This is a genomic window from Nocardia brasiliensis IFM 10847, assembly GCF_000710915.1.
In the GTDB taxonomy this organism is placed as follows: domain Bacteria; phylum Actinomycetota; class Actinomycetes; order Mycobacteriales; family Mycobacteriaceae; genus Nocardia; species Nocardia brasiliensis_A.
The window spans coordinates 14,127-31,482 of sequence record NZ_BAUA01000084.1; the positions used below are offsets into that span (position 1 = coordinate 14,127).

A 17,356-nucleotide genomic window follows, 5' to 3' on the forward strand; every position below is an offset into this window, starting at 1 on the left:
TTAGGCTCAGGGCATGAATGACACGAAGGCCACGCGCCTGGAACGGCAGAGCACCGATGGCGGCGCGGAGGTGGCCACGCTGACGCTGGCCCATCCGCCGCTGAACCTCTTCGATCAGGCCATGCTCGATGCCCTGATCGCGGACATCGCCGACCTCGCGGCGAACCCGCCGCGCGCGGTCCTGCTGCGCGCCGAGGGCAAGGTGGTGTCCGGCGGTGTCGACGTGCACGTCTTCGACGGGTTGTCCATCGAACAGGGCGCCGAACTGTGGCGCACCCTGTTCGCGCAGATCATCCATCCGCTGGAGGCGCTGCCGTGCCCGGTGGTGTTCGCCGCGCACGGGCTGACCCTGACCGCCGCCTTCGAGATCGCGCTGGCCTGCGACATCATCCTGGCCGCGCCGAAGGCGAAGTTCGGACTGGTGGAAACCGTTGTCGGACTGACCCCCTCGATGGGCGGCCCGCAGCGGCTGGCCGAGCGGGCCGGCTCCGGGCGCGCACGGGAATTCGTGATGACCGCCGACCTGTACGACGCGGCGACCATGGCCGAGTGGGGCGTGGTGAACGCGGTGCACGACGACGTCGACACGGCGGCAAAGGAATTGACGCACCGGCTGGCCCAGGGCCCGACCGTCGCGCACGCCGCGACCAAGAAGATCATCGAGGCGTGGCGTTCCGGCGGTGTGGCGCATGCGGATTCGGTGACCCCCGAGGTTTCGGGCGCGCTGTTCGACACCGCCGACCTGAAAGGCGCGGTGCGCAGCTTCCTCGAGGTCGGGCCGGGCAAGGCGACCTACACCGGGCGGTGACGGGTAGGGGGTGACAAGCAGGACACGTTCATCGCCTATCGCCGCGAAATTGTGACGCGCGTCATATAGTCGCAAATGCCTGCTGACTCGAGGCGTGCGGAGGACGGATGTCGCAGTTGCTCGTCGAATACCCCCTGTCCCGTCCGCATGCGCGCGATACGCCGTTGGCGCGCGGCGCCGACGGCGTCTTGCGCTACGGCAATCTGACCCCCGCGCTCACCGAGTTGCTCGATCTACAGGTGCACGCGTTCTCCACCCGCGAGGCCGTGGTCGAGATCGGCGGCCCGCGGCTGACCTATCGCGAGCTGTGGCACTCGGCCTCGCGGATCGCGGGCGGGCTGCAAGAGCACGGCATCGGCTACGGCGACCGAGTCGCGGTGCACATGCCCGCGGGCGTGCGCTGGGTGCAGGCGTTCCTCGGCGCGCTGCTGAGCGGTGCGGTTCCGGTGCTGGTGCACGACGGCCTGCCCGATGCGGTGGCCGAACAGGTGATCGCCGACAGCAGTGCGGATTTCGTGCTCGGCCGCGATATCGCCCGCGGCGCGGACCTGCCCGACGGTGCCGCCTTCATCGATGACGGTGCGGCACTGGGTGATCTGGCCTTGCTCAGCTACACCAGCGGGACCCCGCTGTGTACGGCCACCGCGCCCAAGGGCGTGGAGCTGACCAACGAAAACCTGCTGTCGGCAATACGTTCGGTGGTGTCGGCCTTCGATCTGCCGACCGACGGCCTGCGCAATCTGGTGTTGCTGCCGCTGGCGCACGCCAGTGGATGCGTCGACCAGCTCTTACCTACTTTCGCCGTCGGCGGGACCGTCGTACTGGCCAGGGACTGTCGCGGGCTCGCGGAAGCGATTGTGGCCGAGCGGATCGACATGGTGTCGGCGACGCCGCGGATCTTCGCGGGGCTGCTGCCCGAGTTGGCCGCGCTGCGGGCCGACGGCTTGGACACCGGCGGTATCGCCCGGATCAGCAAGGCCGGCCATCGCGCCGAACGCGCGGCCACGCCCGCGACCCCCACCGATCTGGCCGCCGAATTGCGTGCCATGTTCCCGGCCGCACGGCAGTGGTCGGTCTGGGGCGCCACCGAGACCAGCGGCATCGGCCTCGCCCTGGACGATTCGCTGGCCGCGGCCGACACCGACTCGGTGCTCGGATTCCCGTTCGGCGGTACGGAATTGGCGCTGTACGGACCGCGGGCCGAGGCGGGTCACGGGGAGCTGCTCTGTCGCGGTCCGAACGTCACGCCGCGCTACTGGAACGACCCGACGACCACCGCGGCCCGCTTCACCGGAACCTGGTTCCACACCGGCGATCAGGTCACCATCGATGCGGACGGCCTGGTGCGCCGCGGCGCGACCCAGGACGAATGAATCCGCCTCACTCCAGCATTCGGTCGCGCAGCCGAGTGCGCAGTTCCGGTGTGATCCCCGCGGTCGTCAGGTAGGTGTCCACGTCGCCGTGCAGTTCATGCATCGAGTTTGTCGCGATATTCAGGTATTCGTCGCGAACGCCCAGCAAGTCCACCGAGAGTTCTTCCCCGGCAAGCAGTTTCGTGGTCATCATGGCGCGCAGCGCGGGGATGGCGCCGTTGCTCAGCCGGTAGTCGGCCTGCACGTCGGCCTCGGTCACGCCGACCGCGCGCAGCAGCGTGGCCACCGCCCAGCCGGTGCGGTCCTTGCCCGCGGCGCAGTGCACGAGCACGGCGCCGTCGCCGCGCACGATCGACTCGGCGATGGCGGTGATCGCGGCGTGCGCCTCGGGCAGCGCCGGGAACATCCGATAGACCTCGAGCATGTGCCGGAAGGCCGAATCGGGGGTGGCGTGATGCGGGGGCGCCTCGGCCATCCGCGAGTCGAACGGCGTGACGGTCACCCGGACGTCCTCGGGCACCCGGTCGTGGCCGATGTGGTCGATCTCGCGCTCGCCGCGCAGGTCGTGCACGTCGCTGACGCGCAGGTCGCGCAGGGCGGCCAAGCCGGCCTCGTCGAGTCCGGTGAGCTGGGCCGAGCGCAGCAGCACGCCCGGGCGCACCTTGGCGCCGTCGAGAGTGCGCAGTCCGCCCAGGTCGCGGAAATTGAAGGTGCCGGAGATGAAGTACTGGTCGGCAGGCGGCGAGAGAGTCACCGATCCAGGCTATCGGCCCGCCGGGGTCGTGGGGGTGTCGTTCCCGGATCGGGTTTCGCACGGGAGGGTGACCGTTTTGTCCCGTTCACCTGTGTGATCGGCCACAGCTGCCGAGTCTCACGTGTACCCGCCAGTACAGTAGACAACGGTCTGCTTTCCGGCCGGGCAGGGCTGGGAGTAACCCCGAGAGAAGGTTTTCGGCGCAGGGCAGGGGGGTACCCCTACGATTCCGTTTGGGTAACAAAACATTCTTTCAGTCTGGAATTCCCCACTGAACCTGTTCTTAAACCCCGAAAACCCTCTACCATTGATGAACGTTGGACCGGGCAGCCTGGGATTTCCAGCGGATTGCCCGCCATGTTCAGCGAGTCGCGCCGACGAGGGTGCGCGAGTTCTTTTCGCCGAGGGAGTCGTCGTTGAGCGTACGTGGAGACATAGCGGAGGTACGGCTACGGCCGACCATCTGCGAGGCCGTCGAAAAGGCGGCCGCCTCACTGGACCATTCCGGTGTACGCGCGCTGCGGGTGCTGTTGCATGCCGGCGTGAGCGCGTACTGGCCGCTGGTGAAGGCCGCACCGTGCAAGCAGGTCCGCGCTTACGAAGCGACGGTGCAGACGCTGCGGGAGCGCTGGGATGCGCAGACCGATTGCCTCGCCGACCCCACCGCGACGGCGGTGTACCGCGAGATGGACACCGAAGTGGCCGCTTTCCTGCAGCTGTGTGCCGACCGTTCGGGCGCGCAGTGGCTGGAGCCGGTGGAGGCCATCGCCACCTATGCGGTGTCGGTGCTGCAGGGCACCGTGTTGCGCTGGCTCGCCGACTGCAATGACGAAACAATGCTGGTAGTGCTCGACGATCTCGTGAGCAGTCTGGCCACCAGGGCCGCCGAGGTCTAGATACTGGACGCCTGACCAGTTTGGTGGTTGAGTGGGTTTCGTGAGCGCCCCGACACCCTTCGCGCGTCTGCACGCGGCCACCGCCGAACTCGATCCGCCGCTGGCCGCCCTCGATCTGGCCACGCTGCGCGCGAACGCCGCCGCCCTGGTGCAGCGCGCCCGCGGCGTGCCGATCCGGGTCGCCAGTAAATCCGTCCGCTGCCGCGCCGTGCTCGAAGAGGTACTCGGCGCCGACCTCACCGCTGCCGGCGGGTTCGCGGGCATCATGTCCTACTCGCTGCCCGAGGCCATCTGGCTGGTCGGCCGGGGCGCGCGCGATGTGCTGCTCGGCTATCCGACCGTCGACCGGGCCGCGCTGGCCCAACTCGCCGCCGACGACACCCTCCGCGACTCGATCACGCTGATGATCGACGATGTCGCCCAGCTGGAACTCATCCGGGCCGCGCTCGGCACCGACCGGGTGCGCCCGCGCGTCTGCATCGATGTCGACGCCTCGCTGCGGCTCGGCCCCGTGCACATGGGTGTGCGGCGCTCACCGATTCGCACCCCCGAACAGGCCGCCGCGCTGGCGGGCGAAGCACTGCGGCGCGGCTTCGACGTGGTCGGCGTGATGACCTACGAGGCGCAGATCGCGGGGCTGCCCGACACGAATGTCGCCGTGCGCCTGATGAAACGGGCGTCGGCGGCCGAAATCACCAAGCGCCGTGGACGAGTGCTCGACGCGGTGCGTTCGGTGACCGGCAAGCTGGAGATCGTGAACAGCGGCGGCACGGGTTCCATCGAGGTCAGTATCGCGGACCCGGACGTCACCGAGGTGACCGCGGGCTCGGGGCTCTATGTGCCGACACTGTTCGACCACTATCGTTCGTTCACGCCGCACCCGGCGCTGTTCTTCGCCACCTCGGTGCTGCGCCGGCCGACCCCGTCGATCGCCACGGTTTTCGCGGGCGGCTATATCGCCTCCGGCCCCACCGGACCGTCGCGCGCGCCGAAGCCGGTGTGGCCCACGGGATTGAAGCTGCTCGGCGCCGAAGGCACCGGTGAGGTGCAGACCCCGCTCGCCGGCGCCGCGGAACTCCGGATCGGTGACCGCGTCTGGTTCCGGCACGCCAAGGCGGGCGAACTGTGCGAACGCTTCGATCGGATTCATCTCGTCGACGCCGACGGCACCCGCACCACCGTGCCCACCTATCGCGGCGAAGGCAACTGTTTCGGCTGAGGCGGCGCGGCGCTCATCGGGACAGGCGCAGGAACCCCGCGAGATCCGGCAGCTCGTCGGGACAGGCGGGCAGATACTCGGTGAGCAGTGGCGAGCGGATGATGATCGCCTTCCACATGGCGCGGCACAGTGCGGCGTGAATGAGGGCCCGGGACAACAGGAACGGCATGCCGTAGGGCGCGTCGGCGGGGCTGGACGTGGTCATCGACAGCAGGACCACCGCGGCTTCCCGGCCGCGGAACCGGTCCGGCGTGCCGACCAGCACATCCTCGATCTTGGCCCGGGCGAGCAACGTTCGGATGCGCCCCACCTGGGCGGCATAGGGCGTGACGACGAAGATGTCGTGCGGGTGCAGTCGCCGTGTCGTCGTGCCGCTGCTCCAGTTCATGGTGAGCAGCGCGCGCACCCGCCGGACCACCTCGCGGGCCTCCTCCGCGGATTCGGTGGCGTTGCCGTGGTGCGGCACCAGCACGGTGCTCACCCCCGCCGGTTCGCCGTCGAGTTCCCTTGCGCGGGTCACGGTTTCGTTGGCCCGCAGGCGGCCGTCGTAGTACAGCCGGGAGATCGGGTCGCAGACGTTCGGATGCATCCGCCAGGTGCGATCGAGGAAGTAGCCGCGCGCCGCGGGCAGCGTGTGCCGCCCCTCGGCGAGCCAGCCGAGCACCGATTCGCCGACCGGCTCCGGGTGCGCGCTGTGCGTGACGGGCGGCACGGGATCGCCGAGCAGCAACAGGTTTCGCGCGCTGACCCCGACCGCGACCGCGTCGGCCAGCGGGAACCGGCCCGCGTCCGCGATCACCAGCAGATCGAGGCTTTCCCGCGGCACCATGTCCTCGTTGGCGAAATCGGTGGTGGTGCCGCCGAGTACGCAACCGCTGATGGCGTTGTCCAGGAACCGCGCGTAGCGGCTCGCGTCGATGACCGCCCACTCCGGGCCCACCGACTCGACGTCCTTCTTGGCGACCAGTTCCGGCAGAACGCCGACCCGCACGACGGCGTCGAGCAGGTTCTCCACCGTCGAATGCGACTGCCCGACCACGCCGATTCGCCATTTCTCCTTGGTGACCAGGCGTTCGAGCACCCGGGCCGCGGTGGCGGTCTTACCGGTGCCGGACGGGCCCTGCACCGCCAGGTAGGAGTGGTCCAGCGCGCGCATCGCGGTGGTGATCGCGGCGGCGTGATCGCCGTGCACCTCGGGCAGCGTGGCGCCCGAGCGTAGCCGGGGCGGCCTGCGGGCGAGTAGATCGAAGACGGCGCCGTCCGGGATGTCCGGCAGCGCGACGAGCAACTCCTGTGCCGCGCATTCCACGGCGATCTCGGCATGTTCGTCCCAGGCCGGTAGGCCGGGCGCGATCGCGGTCGGTAGCTCGTCGTACGGTTCGCAGCCGTCCGGTAGCAGTTCCTCCAGCCGCACGGTGTCGTCGAATTCGGCGTCCACCGAACAGCCGAGCACGGTGGCGACGGCGGTGGCCCGGCGCCCGATCGCGGTGACCATGCCCGCTGCGGCGGGCCGGTCGTAGAAGGTGTAGACGGTGGTCCCTGGCGTCAGCACGGTGGCGGGACCGGGTCCGCCACCGTGCCAGCGCGAACCGATCCGTCCGGTCAGCGTCAGGTAGCGCCGCATGGTCGGACGGTCCGGGCTGCGATGCCACTTGGTGTCGACGGTGCCCCATTCGGCGATCAAAACCCCCGGGGCGTCGGCCCATTCGTCGACGGGATGGCTCAGCCGGTCGACATGGGCCCACCACAGCGGCTGGCGTTCGCGGCGGTGATAGCCGAGCGCCGCCGCCATCATCGCGGCCACGTGCCGCGGTTGGTCCTGGGCCGCGGCGTACTCGGCGAGCGCCGCCTCGAACGAGGAGGGCCGCGACGGCGGCATGGGCTCGGTCTCGTCGGGGCCCGGCACCTGGCACCAGGACACCGCGCGCTCCAACGTCACCGCCTGCGGGTCGATCCGCTGTTCGGCCGCGCGGTCGAGCAGCCAGTCCCGCAATCGCAGCACGGTCAGGCAATCCCGTTGCGCGGCGGACGAATGCGCGGCACCGGGCAGTAGTCGCGCCAACTTGCTCAGCCGGTAGGAACGTTCTCCGACGATCAGCGCGTTGCGCACGATCGGGTACAGATCGACCAGCACGCCGTCGCACAGCAGCTCGTCCACGATCTCTTCCCCGACACCGGAGCTGCCGCTGCAGCGCAGCAGCGCGGTGCGCACCGCCGAGGTGTAGTGGTAGACGTGCATGTCCGGATACATCCGCCGGCGCCGGGTGAGGTAGTCCAGCACCTCTTCCAGCGCCCGGCGCTGCCCGGCCGCTTCGCTGCCCGGTACGCCCTCGGTGCCGAACGGCCCACGGAAACTCAGGTGGACGGTGCCGGGCCCGCCGACCTCCACGGACAACGCGGTGCGCACACCGCCCTCGACCGTGAGCGACAGGTCGCCGGGGGAGGGCGGCGGTAGTGCGCCGAGCGCGATCGGGTCGAGCAGGCTGTGCGTCGGCGCGCCGGAATCCTCTCGGCGCAGCTGGATTTCGGCCTGCCTGCGCAGTGCGGTGAAGGTGCGCGGCGATACACCACGGACCGTGCTCTCGGTGCCGGCCAGCCGATCGATGGTGTGCACGCCCGCTTCCCGCAGCCTGGCCCGCGTGGTGGTCGCCATGCCCGCGACCAGCAGCAGATCACGCGCGGCCACCGCGGCCGCGGTGCAGACCGCGCATCGCCCGCACGCGAGATAACGCGGATCGCCCCACTGCACGGGTAGCAATTCGCTGAGCTTCTCGTCCAGGATGTGGGCCACGCGACGCCTGCGCGCCCGGTACACCGGCACCAGATCGTGCGCCGCGTACGCGGTGTGGTCCGCGCCGAGGTGCAGCCGCAGCAGCGGACCGGTCAGCGACCCGCTGTGGTCGACCGCGTCGGCGCAGGCGGCGAGTTCGAGTGCGGCGCCGACGCGTTCGGGCCGCCCCGGCGCACTGCCGTGCACGGTGTAGCGCACCCGGTGGTCCGCGCGCACCAGGAAATCGCAGGAGCAGTCGAAGCTGCCGTCGAAGAAGGTGGCGCCGGAGATCACCGGCGCGCCGGTGCGCAGGGCCGCGGTGGTTTCCTCGGCGGCGGTGCGCAGTGCGGTGACGGTCGTTTCGGGACTGCCGGATTCGTGCTGTGGCGCTGAGATCTGCACCATCGCGCTGCCGAAACGGGCGCGAAAGTCGCTGAGCCTGCGGTCCCTGGCCGGGTCGGGCTGTCGGTGCGGCACGGTCGCCGCTTCGGTGGTCGCGGAATCGGCCGCGACCGTACCGAGTTCGGTGTCGAGGGCACGCAGCAGCGCGAATTCACAGCGCGCCGCGCGCACGAGATCGACGGCGGAGCAGACGACACGATCACCGAACACGAACAAACGCGGCCCTCCTGTGTCTCTGCGGGACACCCCCACCCGGTCGGCGCCGATGAGCGGCTCGCGCCATTGTCGCTCATCACACGTCGAGTTATCGCGGGACACCCGCTGCCGTTAGCGCTTCATTACGCACCGGACGGCAACACTGTAGCTAGCCGGTCTGACCTCGGCTTACCCTCCCCGGTTCAGGAGCGTGGCTTACGCCGTTCCGGGCGCTTGCCGGTGCCGCCTTCCCGGCGCGGCCCACGGGAGAACGAGCGCTGTCCCGGCGGGCCCTGATCGGGCGTGAGCTGAATGAGCACGCCGCTGATCCTGGTGCGCCGCAACGCTTCCAGCGTCTCCGGCGGCAGGTTCGCGGGTAGCTCGACCAGGCTGTGGTCCGGGCGGATGCTGATGTGCCCGAAGTCGCTGCGCCGCAGCCCACCCTCGTTGGCGATGGCGCCGACGATCGCGCCGGGCACCACGCGGTGGCGCTTGCCGACGCTGATCCGATAGGTCGCGAGTTCGGCACCGGTCTGGCGTTGATGCGTGCCGAAACCGGAACGGTCGTCGTCACCTTCGAACCGGCGCGGGCGTTCCCGGCGCTCGCGCACCGGCTCCGGCGGTTCGGGCTGCATGAGGAAGTTGTCGCCGTCGCGGGAGAGCACGGCCAGCGCCGCCGCGATATCGACCAGCGGAATATCGTGCTCGCGTTCGTAATCCTCGATGAGCCTGCGGAACAGCGCGAGGTTCGCCGAGGTCAGGCTCTCGGTGATGTCGTCGCCGAACTTGGCGACGCGCTGGGCGTTGACGTCGTCGACGCTGGGCAGCTGCATCTCTTCGAGCGGATGGCGGGTGGCCCGCTCGATCGACTTGAGCAGGTGCCGTTCGCGCGGGGCGACGAACAGCAACGCCTCGCCGCTGCGCCCGGCCCGGCCGGTGCGGCCGATGCGGTGCACGTAGGACTCGGTGTCGTGCGGGATGTCGTAGTTGACCACGTGCGAGATGCGGTCCACGTCGAGGCCGCGCGCGGCCACGTCGGTGGCGACGAGGATGTCCAGCGTGCCCGATTTCAGGTGACCGATGGTGCGCTCGCGCTGGTTCTGCGCGATGTCACCGTTGATCGCGGCCGCGGAAAAGCCCCGGGCGCGCAGCTTTTCGGCGAGCTCCTCGGTGGCCTGTTTGGTGCGCACGAAGATGATCATCGCCTCGAACGACTCGACCTCGAGGATCCGGGTGAGCGCGTCGAGCTTGCGCTGATGCGAGACCTGCACCCAGCGCTGGGTGATGTTGGTGGCGGTCGAGGTCTTCGACTTGACGGTGATCTCGACCGGATCGTTGAGGTACTGCTTGGAGATCTTGCGGATCGCCGCGGGCATGGTGGCGGAGAACAGCGCGACCTGCTTGCCCGCGGGCGTGTCCTTGAGGATGCGTTCGACGTCCTCCTGGAAGCCCATCTTCAGCATCTCGTCGGCCTCGTCGAGCACCAGGTACTTCAGCTGCGACAGGTCGAGGGTGCCCTTCTCCAGGTGATCGATCACCCGGCCCGGCGTGCCGACCACCACGTGCGCGCCGCGGCGCAGGCCGGACAGCTGGACCCCGTAGGCCTGGCCGCCGTAGATCGGCAGCACGTGCAGCCCCGGGATGTGCGTGGCGTAGCGGCCGAACGCCTCGGCCACCTGGATCGCGAGCTCTCGGGTCGGCGCCAGCACCAGCGACTGCGGGAGTTTGCCGGAAGTGTCCAGACCCATCAGGATCGGGATCGCGAACGCCGCGGTCTTGCCGGTGCCGGTCTGCGCGAGGCCGACCACATCGGCGCCCGACAGCAGCGGCGGAATCGTCGCAGCCTGAATCGGCGACGGCGACTCGTAGCCCACATCGGCGATGGCCGCGAGGATGCGGTCATCGATGCCGAGATCGGCGAAAGTCGGGCCGTCGTTGTCCCTGTCGTTGTCGCCAGGAACGCTGTCGACCTGATTGGTACTCATTGACCAGGAGTTTACTGCCTCGTGCTGGTCTGCTCGGCCACCGGCCCAATACGGTGAGACGTATGCAACCCGACAGCGCCGATACGAATCAAACGACACGGCCGAACCTGCTGGACGTTGCGGTCGTCCAGTTCGCCCCCGGCACCGATCCGGCGGCCAACCTCTCGGCGCTGCGCGAGCACGTGCGCACCGCCCGCGATCGGGGTGCGCGGGTGGTCGTCGCGCCGGAATACTCGATGTTTGCCGTCACCCGGCTCGATGAGCGCGTCATCGCCGTCGCCGAACCCCTGACCGGCCCGTTCGTCACCGGACTCGGCGCCATCGCCCGCGAATTCCAGGTGCATTTGGTCGCCGGAACGGTGGAGCAGATCGCGCCGGGCGGGGACCGGATCCGCAACACGCTCGTCGTCCTCGGACCTGACGGGACGCTCGTCACGCAGTACCGGAAGGTGCATCTCTACGACGCCTTCGGCTTCCTCGAATCGGAGGTGGTGGAGCCCGGCGCGATCACCGCGCCGGCCACCTTCGCTGTGGCGGATGTGACATTCGGCATGCAGACCTGTTTCGATCTGCGTTTTCCGGAAGGCATTCGCCGGGTGGCCACGGCGGGCGCCCAGGTGCTGCTGCTGCCCGCGCAATGGATCCCCGGCCCCGCCAAGGTGGACCAGTGGACGACGCTGCTGCGCGCCCGCGCCATCGAGAACACCGTTTACGTGGCCGCTGCCGACCAAGCCGCACCGCGCGGCGCAGGCGCCTCGATGATCATCGACCCCACCGGCGCGGTACTCACCGAACTCGGCGAGGAGACCGGAGTACTCACCGCGAGCGTCGACCTCGCGCGCCTCGCCGAGGTCCGCAAGACCAACCCCAGCCTCGACCTGCGTCGCTTCGCCATCGCCGACCCCAGCTGAGCGGAGCGCGGTTTCCTTCAGCGATTCACTGCGGACGGTCAGGTCGCGGGTCGCGGAGGATTCGTCGAAGGGTGGTGGTCGGGGGAGGGGTGGGCGTAGCGTTTTGGTGGATGATCTACGCGGATCGGACATCGGCCGGTCGTGCGCTCGGTACTCGTCTGGAGCGGCTGCGCGCGGCCGATCCGCTGCTGCTCGGTCTGCCCCGCGGCGGCGTTCCGGTTGCCGCCGCGGTCCGCGATGTCATCGGCGGCGATCTCGATATCCTGCTGGTCCGCAAGCTCGGAGTGCCGTGGCAGCCGGAGCTGGCGATGGGCGCGATCGGCGAGGACGGCGTGCGGGTGCTCAACGGAGATGTCCTGGCGCACCTGGAGATATCGCCGCAGGAGTTCGCCGAGATCGAAGACCTCGAACGCGCGGAACTGATCCGCCGCCGCACCGTTTGGCGCGGAGAGGCGAAACCGCTTCCCCTGGAAGGGCGCAGCGTGGTCATCGTCGACGACGGCATGGCCACCGGCGCGACCGTCGTGGTCGCCTGCCGCGTCGCGCGCCTGCACCATCCGGCCCAACTCGTCGTCGCCGTGCCGGTCTCCTCGGCCGAGGCGCTGCGCCGGGTGGCCGCCGAAGCCGACCAGGTGTTCTGCCCCCTGGTCCCGCACACCCTGGGCGGCGTAGGCACCGCCTACGAAGACTTCCACCAACTGGACGACACCGAAGTCACCGCCCTACTCGCCCACCCGAACCAGTAGTCGGGCTCGGAGTGGCTGGGTTTACCAGCGTTGGGCGTAGGTGGCGGTGCGGGCGGCGGCTTCGACCATGGGGCGTAGTTGGGCGATGAAGGCTTGGGCGGTGACGGGGACGATGTCTACGTCGGTGCCGGTGCGTACCGAGTAGCGGCCGTCGTCGCGGACGTCGATCCAGCAGAGGACGCCGAAGGGGCGCAGTTCGCCGTCCTCGCGGCGGGCGGACACCACGATCTGGCCGATGCCGTCGCGGGGTTGCCGCAGCAGGCGCCGGATGCGAGTGGGCACCGACGGCCCGGCGACCGGCACGGTGACCAGGTCTCGGCTGTCCTCGCCGACCCGGGCCAGCGGCGCGGTGAGCCGGGGCGTGCTGCCGGGCGCGTTCTCCGGCAACATCGAAACAACCCGGGCGGTAAGGCTTTTCCCGGTGCCGACGAACAGCCGCAGATCACCGCCGTGATCCGGGCTCGGCCCGGGCCGCTGCGCGGCGACCACCGCGACGTTGCCCGCCGCCGCGCCGAGCACCCGCACCGGCCGGCTCTCGGGCACGTCCGGATCGGCTGCGGCGCTGTCGCGTTCGCCGAACACCTCGATTCGCAGCTCCGGCGCGCCGAGCACGCGCAGCGCGGCTTCCAGGTCGGCGTCGAGCGTCTGATCGCACCAGCGGTGCAGCTCGGGTAACTGCGCCGCGCGCTCGTCGGTGTCGCGCGCGGATAGTCGAACGGCCAAGGGGTAGGGCATCCGATCGCCGTCGGTGCGCTCCCAGGCCAGCGCGAACTGGTCCGGGGTCAGCGTCCAGTTCACTCCAGTTCGGTCCACTCCCCGAGCACCGGCGGTGTGGTCGGATCGATCGAGCCGATCAGTTCACCGCCCTCGTCGGAGGGTTCGAGATAGGTGGGCATGTCGTCGAAGTGGAAGTCGTCCTCGTACTCGTCTTCGTCGTCGAAGCGCGCGGCGCGGGCCGTGGACGCGGCGTTCGCGGCCACGCTGGCACCCGGCCGCGGGGTGTCGCCCATGGCGAGCGCGCCGCCCATCAACCCGCCCATCGCGCCCGCACCCAAACCGGTGACGGCGTCGCTGCTGCTGTCTTTGCGGCGTTCTTCGCGCTTGCGCTGATCGTCGGCCGGGGCCGCCGCGGCGCTGCCCGGCACGGACGGAACGGAGACCGGCTGAGCCGACGCCGCCACGGTGGTGGCGGTGCTCGGCGCGCCAGGCACCCGGACCGCGGCCGGTGCGGTCGACAGCGGGGCATCGACACCGGCGGTGACGGTGCCCACCCGGGTCGGCGCGGCAGCCGGTGCGTCCGCGGTCGCCGGTGCGGTGGCGGCACCCGCCGTGGTGGTCGGTTCGGGCTCCTCGACCGGTTCGGCAACGGTATCTGGTGCCGTCGTCTCGGGGGCCGCCGCGGCCGCCCCGGTGCCGAGGCGCACCTCGGTGTTCCCCGGGTCGGCCGGAACCTGCTGCACCGCCGGGCTTTCCACGCTGATGTCGGCCCCGGTCAGCTTGCTCGCCGGCCAGCTGCCCGGCGCGTCCGCCGCGCCGTTGGACTGCTGGTCGAGGAAGGCGGGCACATCGTTGCCGGTGGGGATCAGCACACCGGCGTAGATATCGTTCATCGCGCGCACGGTGTCCTGGCGGCTGTGCTCGGCTGCCTTCTGGTCGGCCGCGTTGGTGGTGGCCTGCGTCGGATCCAGTAGCGCGGCACCGAGATCGGGTGCGCTCGCGGTGGGGGCGACGACGGCCTTGCGTAACGCCTCGGCCGCGTCACCGGCCTGGCCGAGCCGTTGTGAGACGACCGCGAGCACGTCGGCCAGGTCCTGGCCGGTCTGCTCGAACGCGTACACCGCGTCGGCCGCGTTCTGCGCGCCGCTGCCGCGCCAGCCGTCGGCGATGGCCGCGCGAATCTCGGTGTGCGCCTGGGCGACCGCGTCGGCCAATCCGGCGGCGGCCTGGCCCCACGACTGCTGCCCGCCGGTGAGCACGGCGGGTTTGAGCAGCGCGACCTTGTCGTGGATCTCCCGATGGGTCATCGCGTCGAACATCTCGACGGTCGGCGCGTACGCGGGATCGGTGCGCCGCACGGCGGGATGATCCGGGGTGCGTGGCAATTTACGCATGGGCTGCTCCCACGTCGATCCGGTCGACGGCCACCGCGAGTGCGTGGTCCGCACCCTGGTACTTGGTGGCGGCCGCACGGAAGGTCAGCGCGAGTTCCCTGGCGGCCTCGGCGTATTCCCACATCCGGGTGAGCGCCCCGTGCGCCTTGTTCTCGAAGCCGCCGCGCAGCGCGTCACCGGAGGCGAAGCCGCCGAACCCCGGCAGCGACGCCGCCGCGCTGAGCACGCGCATCTGATCTTCGATCTGGTTGGCGAGTTCCTCGTAGCGGCGGGCGCAGCGTTCGTGCACCCCCTCGGCGACGAGCACGCCGTCGATCCACAGGTCCCCCTCGTCGACCGCGCGATGCAGTGCGGCGGCGGTGACGCCCGGCGCGGTGTATCCCGACAGTTCCGGGCGTGCGACGCCGTTGGCGTTCTCGTTCGATGGCACCTCGCGTCCCCCTTCCTCATCTCATGAAGCGTGCTCGGTTCACGGACGTCGCGCCAACCCCGCGACGACACCCCGCATCCAGTCCGCGATGTCGGCAGCGACCCGCGCGTGCACCGGTTCGTGCAGGAGATCGTGCCCAGCGTCGGCGTACGCCCGTAAATCTACCGACTCGTGGCGTCCAGTCCATACCCTTACGGCATCAATCGGCGCCCGCCGATCCTCCTCGCCGTGCACCGCCAGGATCGGAAGTGTGCGCGGCAGTGGGGTTCCCGGCGCGCCGGGACTGCCGCCGCCGAGCGCGCGTTTCGGGGTGCCGGACAGCACCAGACCGGCCAGCGCGTCCAACGGCACCGCAGGTCGCAGCGGCAAGTCGCGCTCGAGCGCGGTCCGGCCCGCCGGCTCGCCTGCCGCGTCCGGCACCGCCGCGCCGAGCAGGCCGAGCGCGGTCACCGCGCCGAGCGAATGCCCCAGCAGCAGCAGTGGCGGCGCCGGGGCCGTCGCGCGGACGAGATCGAACAGCCGCACCGCGTCCGCGACCAGTTCGGTCAAGGTGCCCGGCGCGTGCGGATCGCCCTCGCTGAGCCCGTGCCCGGCGGTGTCGAGCGCCCACAGGTCGATCTCGGCGGCGGTGAGGGTGCGCGCGAAGCGGTGGTAGTGGCCGCTGTGCTGGCCCATGCCCGGTAGCAACAGCACCGTGGCGACACTCCGATCGATCGGCCACCGCCGATAGTGCAGCCGCCCGCGCGCGCCGTCGAAATATGGCATATCCAGATCTTGCCAAAGATCGTGCTGCTCAGCGGAGTTCATGAGGTATCGGCGGAGGGCGGGCTAGACTGCCTGCCGATTGTCGTGTCGGTGCGGACAGAACCCGAGGTGCTCGTTGCGAAAACTACGTCGTTCAGGTGCGCTGTTGTGGCCCGCGGTGCTGGTCGCGCTGGCCTGTGGCATGCCGGTCGCGGCCGCCGAACCCGATGCCGCGCCGACCCCGATCGCCGCGTGCGCGTCCGCGGCCGCCGTGACCGCGGTGCCCGCCGGGTTGCCGATGCTGGATTGGTCGGAGAACGTCGGGTACGACACGGCGGGCAACCTGTGGGTGTCCCGGCCGTACCGCAATGTGGTGCAGCGCTACGACCACACCGGCGCGCTGACCGCGACCGTCCCGGTGGAGTTCCCGGGCGCCGTGCGCAGCGGACCAGACGGACTGCTCTACGTCGTCTACGGTGACAGCCCGACCAGCCTGGTCCGGCCCGGCGGTCTCGTCCGCTTCGATCCCACGGCCGCCGCGCCGAAGCCGGAGGTGTTCGTCTCGGGCTTGACCACGATGCCGAACGGCGCGGCCTTCGACGCCGACGGCTACCTCTACGTGGGTGCGTCGATGTCCGGCGTGATCCGTATCCGCCCGGACGGCAGCATCGACACCGCGTGGACCGAGCAGGCGCCCAAGACGAGTGCCAACGGCGTCGTCGTGCACGACCGCACGCTGTATGTGACGTCGAACGGCGGGCCGCTGGGCCGGATTCAGCGGGTTCCGATCGACGCCCCGGGCGAGGCGTCCGTGGTGGCCGACCTGTCCTCGCCGCTGCCCGCCATCCCGGATTTCGTGGACGATCTCCTGATCGATCGGGACGGCAGCTTGCTGGTGACCACCCTCGGCGGCCAGCTGGCCCGGGTCGTGCCCAGCACCGGCGCCACCTGCGCCGTGCTCAGTGGCGAACCGCTCACCTCGGTGACCGCCATCCCCGGTGCGCCGAACGAACTGATCGCGGGCACCGAGCGCGGCGCGGTGCTGCGCATCCAGCTGCCGGGCTGATCGACCTGCGCCGGACGGCCCTGCCTCGATCATGGGGCGGGCCGTCCTGTGCACAGTGCTTGTGTCCAAGCCGGATTCGCAGGGTCAGTCCGGTGCGCCGACCGCGCGGTGAATACGCCGTGCGGCGGCGTGGAGTGCGCGGGTCAGCTCGGGCGAATCGTGCACCTCGAAGTCGACACCGAGTCCGATCAAGCGGTGGGCCAACCATTCCGGGGCATCGTCGCGCACGCCGTCGAGGCGGCAGCTGTGCTCGTCGAGGGCGATCAGTTCGCCGGGGTCGTCGCCGATCCGTCCCGCGATCCGGTGCAGGGGTGCGCGAATCGTGACCGACAGGCGATAAGTCGGTGTGCCCCAATCGGTTCGGCGGCCCGCGACGTAGGCGCCGGGATCGGCGGCGGGCAGCTCACGGGGGACGCAGCGGGCCGCGGTGGGCAGCGGATTCTCGATGCGGTCCACCCGGTAGACCCGCCAGTCGTCCCGGTCGAGGTCGTATCCGACGAGGTACCAGCGGTGCCGGGCCGGCGCCAATCCGGCAGGCTCGGCGTGCCTGCGGGTCTCGCGCCCCGCGGCATCGCGATAGGTGAAACGTACTCGCTCCCGGTTGGTCACGGCGGCCGCCAACGTGGTCAGCACCTCGGGATCGACCGCGGGCCCGGCATCGGCCGGTGCGGCCAGCGCCGTGCCGAGCACCCGGACGCGACGACGCAACTTCGTGGGCAGCACCTGCTCCAACTTGGTCAGCGCGCGCACCGACGCCTCCTCGATGCCCGCGACCGCGTAACCGGCCGCGGCCCGCAGGCCGACCGCGATGGCGACCGCCTCGTCGTCCTCGATCAGCAACGGCGGCAGAGCCGATCCCGCGACCAGGCGGTAGCCACCGGTCGCGCCCATCGTCGCCTCGACCGGGTAGCCGAGTTCGCGCAGCCGGTCGATATCGCGGCGCACC

At 70.4% G+C, this 17,356-nt stretch carries 15 protein-coding genes; 7 read left to right on the forward strand and 8 right to left on the reverse strand.

Annotation, left to right across the window (positions count from 1 at the left end; translation table 11 throughout):
* Positions 1 to 13: 13 nt before the first annotated feature.
* Complete coding sequence (locus tag NBRGI_RS17960; RefSeq protein ID WP_029897734.1) at positions 14 to 808, forward strand: enoyl-CoA hydratase/isomerase family protein; 795 nt, start codon at positions 14 to 16, stop codon at positions 806 to 808.
* 107 nt (positions 809 to 915) lie between these two features.
* Entirely contained in the window at positions 916 to 2,181 is a 1,266-nt protein-coding gene (locus NBRGI_RS17965; RefSeq protein WP_029897737.1) for a class I adenylate-forming enzyme family protein, read from the forward strand.
* A gap of 7 nt (positions 2,182 to 2,188) precedes the next feature.
* Here NBRGI_RS17965 and NBRGI_RS17970 read toward each other — a convergent pair whose 3' ends face one another.
* A complete protein-coding gene (locus NBRGI_RS17970; RefSeq protein ID WP_029897739.1) occupies positions 2,189 to 2,935 on the reverse strand; it encodes a tyrosine-protein phosphatase in 747 nt (248 codons plus the stop codon).
* 416 nt (positions 2,936 to 3,351) lie between these two features.
* Here NBRGI_RS17970 and NBRGI_RS17975 point away from each other — a divergent pair, with 416 nt between their 5' ends.
* Both NBRGI_RS17975 and NBRGI_RS17980 read left to right on the forward strand, forming a co-directional pair.
* On the forward strand, positions 3,352 to 3,831 hold the full coding sequence (locus tag NBRGI_RS17975) for a hypothetical protein (protein ID WP_029897742.1): 480 nt from the start codon (positions 3,352 to 3,354) through the stop codon (positions 3,829 to 3,831).
* 40 nt (positions 3,832 to 3,871) lie between these two features.
* Positions 3,872 to 5,050, forward strand: a complete 1,179-nt coding sequence (locus NBRGI_RS17980; RefSeq protein WP_029897744.1) for an amino acid deaminase/aldolase — start codon at positions 3,872 to 3,874, stop codon at positions 5,048 to 5,050.
* A 13-nt stretch (positions 5,051 to 5,063) separates the two neighbouring features.
* Here NBRGI_RS17980 and NBRGI_RS17985 read toward each other — a convergent pair whose 3' ends face one another.
* Both NBRGI_RS17985 and NBRGI_RS17990 read right to left on the reverse strand, forming a co-directional pair.
* A complete protein-coding gene (locus NBRGI_RS17985; RefSeq protein WP_235211000.1) occupies positions 5,064 to 8,432 on the reverse strand; it encodes an AAA domain-containing protein in 3,369 nt (1,122 codons plus the stop codon).
* A gap of 188 nt (positions 8,433 to 8,620) precedes the next feature.
* Positions 8,621 to 10,402, reverse strand: a complete 1,782-nt coding sequence (locus NBRGI_RS17990; protein WP_029897748.1) for a DEAD/DEAH box helicase — start codon at positions 10,400 to 10,402, stop codon at positions 8,621 to 8,623.
* A gap of 62 nt (positions 10,403 to 10,464) precedes the next feature.
* On the opposite strand from NBRGI_RS17990, the gene NBRGI_RS17995 reads away from it, so the two are divergent.
* Positions 10,465 to 11,313, forward strand: coding sequence for a carbon-nitrogen hydrolase family protein (locus NBRGI_RS17995; protein ID WP_081878129.1), 849 nt, complete (start codon positions 10,465 to 10,467; stop codon positions 11,311 to 11,313).
* Positions 11,314 to 11,423: 110 nt separating this feature from the next.
* Positions 11,424 to 12,059, forward strand: a complete 636-nt coding sequence (locus NBRGI_RS18000; protein WP_029897752.1) for a phosphoribosyltransferase — start codon at positions 11,424 to 11,426, stop codon at positions 12,057 to 12,059.
* A gap of 21 nt (positions 12,060 to 12,080) precedes the next feature.
* Here the strand turns inward: NBRGI_RS18000 and NBRGI_RS18005 are convergent, their stop codons facing one another.
* From NBRGI_RS18005 to NBRGI_RS18020, 4 genes are read right to left on the reverse strand one after another with little or no spacing between them, the layout of a single operon-like run.
* A complete protein-coding gene (locus NBRGI_RS18005; RefSeq protein WP_029897754.1) occupies positions 12,081 to 12,857 on the reverse strand; it encodes an ESX secretion-associated protein EspG in 777 nt (258 codons plus the stop codon).
* On the reverse strand, positions 12,854 to 14,170 hold the full coding sequence (locus NBRGI_RS18010) for a PPE domain-containing protein (RefSeq protein WP_148310862.1): 1,317 nt from the start codon (positions 14,168 to 14,170) through the stop codon (positions 12,854 to 12,856). The genes NBRGI_RS18005 and NBRGI_RS18010 overlap by 4 nt, the downstream gene beginning before the upstream one ends.
* On the reverse strand, positions 14,163 to 14,600 hold the full coding sequence (locus tag NBRGI_RS18015; protein ID WP_029897758.1) for a hypothetical protein: 438 nt from the start codon (positions 14,598 to 14,600) through the stop codon (positions 14,163 to 14,165). The genes NBRGI_RS18010 and NBRGI_RS18015 overlap by 8 nt, the downstream gene beginning before the upstream one ends.
* Positions 14,601 to 14,639: 39 nt before the next feature.
* Positions 14,640 to 15,365, reverse strand: coding sequence for an alpha/beta hydrolase (locus NBRGI_RS18020; RefSeq protein ID WP_036559698.1), 726 nt, complete (start codon positions 15,363 to 15,365; stop codon positions 14,640 to 14,642).
* 115 nt (positions 15,366 to 15,480) lie between these two features.
* Here NBRGI_RS18020 and NBRGI_RS18025 point away from each other — a divergent pair, with 115 nt between their 5' ends.
* The gene (locus NBRGI_RS18025) at positions 15,481 to 16,410 is read left to right on the forward strand and encodes an SMP-30/gluconolactonase/LRE family protein (protein WP_029897762.1); all 930 of its coding nucleotides are present in this window, start codon (positions 15,481 to 15,483) and stop codon (positions 16,408 to 16,410) included.
* A gap of 84 nt (positions 16,411 to 16,494) precedes the next feature.
* Here NBRGI_RS18025 and NBRGI_RS18030 read toward each other — a convergent pair.
* Positions 16,495 to 17,356 (reverse strand): helix-turn-helix transcriptional regulator (locus tag NBRGI_RS18030; protein ID WP_036559688.1); only part of this gene is annotated, 862 nt, incomplete at its 5' end.

Excerpts from the sequence above, each read along its gene's own strand:
- NBRGI_RS18010 (WP_148310862.1), bottom strand. The coding sequence starts at position 14,170 with ATGCGTAAATTGCCACGCACCCCGGATCATCCCGCCGTGCGGCGCACC.
- NBRGI_RS17995 (WP_081878129.1), top strand. The coding sequence starts at position 10,465 with ATGCAACCCGACAGCGCCGATACGAATCAAACGACACGGCCGAACCTG.
- NBRGI_RS17960 (WP_029897734.1), top strand. The coding sequence starts at position 14 with ATGAATGACACGAAGGCCACGCGCCTGGAACGGCAGAGCACCGATGGC.
- NBRGI_RS17965 (WP_029897737.1), top strand. The coding sequence starts at position 916 with ATGTCGCAGTTGCTCGTCGAATACCCCCTGTCCCGTCCGCATGCGCGC.
- NBRGI_RS18000 (WP_029897752.1), top strand. The coding sequence starts at position 11,424 with ATGATCTACGCGGATCGGACATCGGCCGGTCGTGCGCTCGGTACTCGT.
- NBRGI_RS18020 (WP_036559698.1), bottom strand. The coding sequence starts at position 15,365 with ATGCCATATTTCGACGGCGCGCGCGGGCGGCTGCACTATCGGCGGTGG.
- NBRGI_RS17990 (WP_029897748.1), bottom strand. The coding sequence starts at position 10,402 with ATGAGTACCAATCAGGTCGACAGCGTTCCTGGCGACAACGACAGGGAC.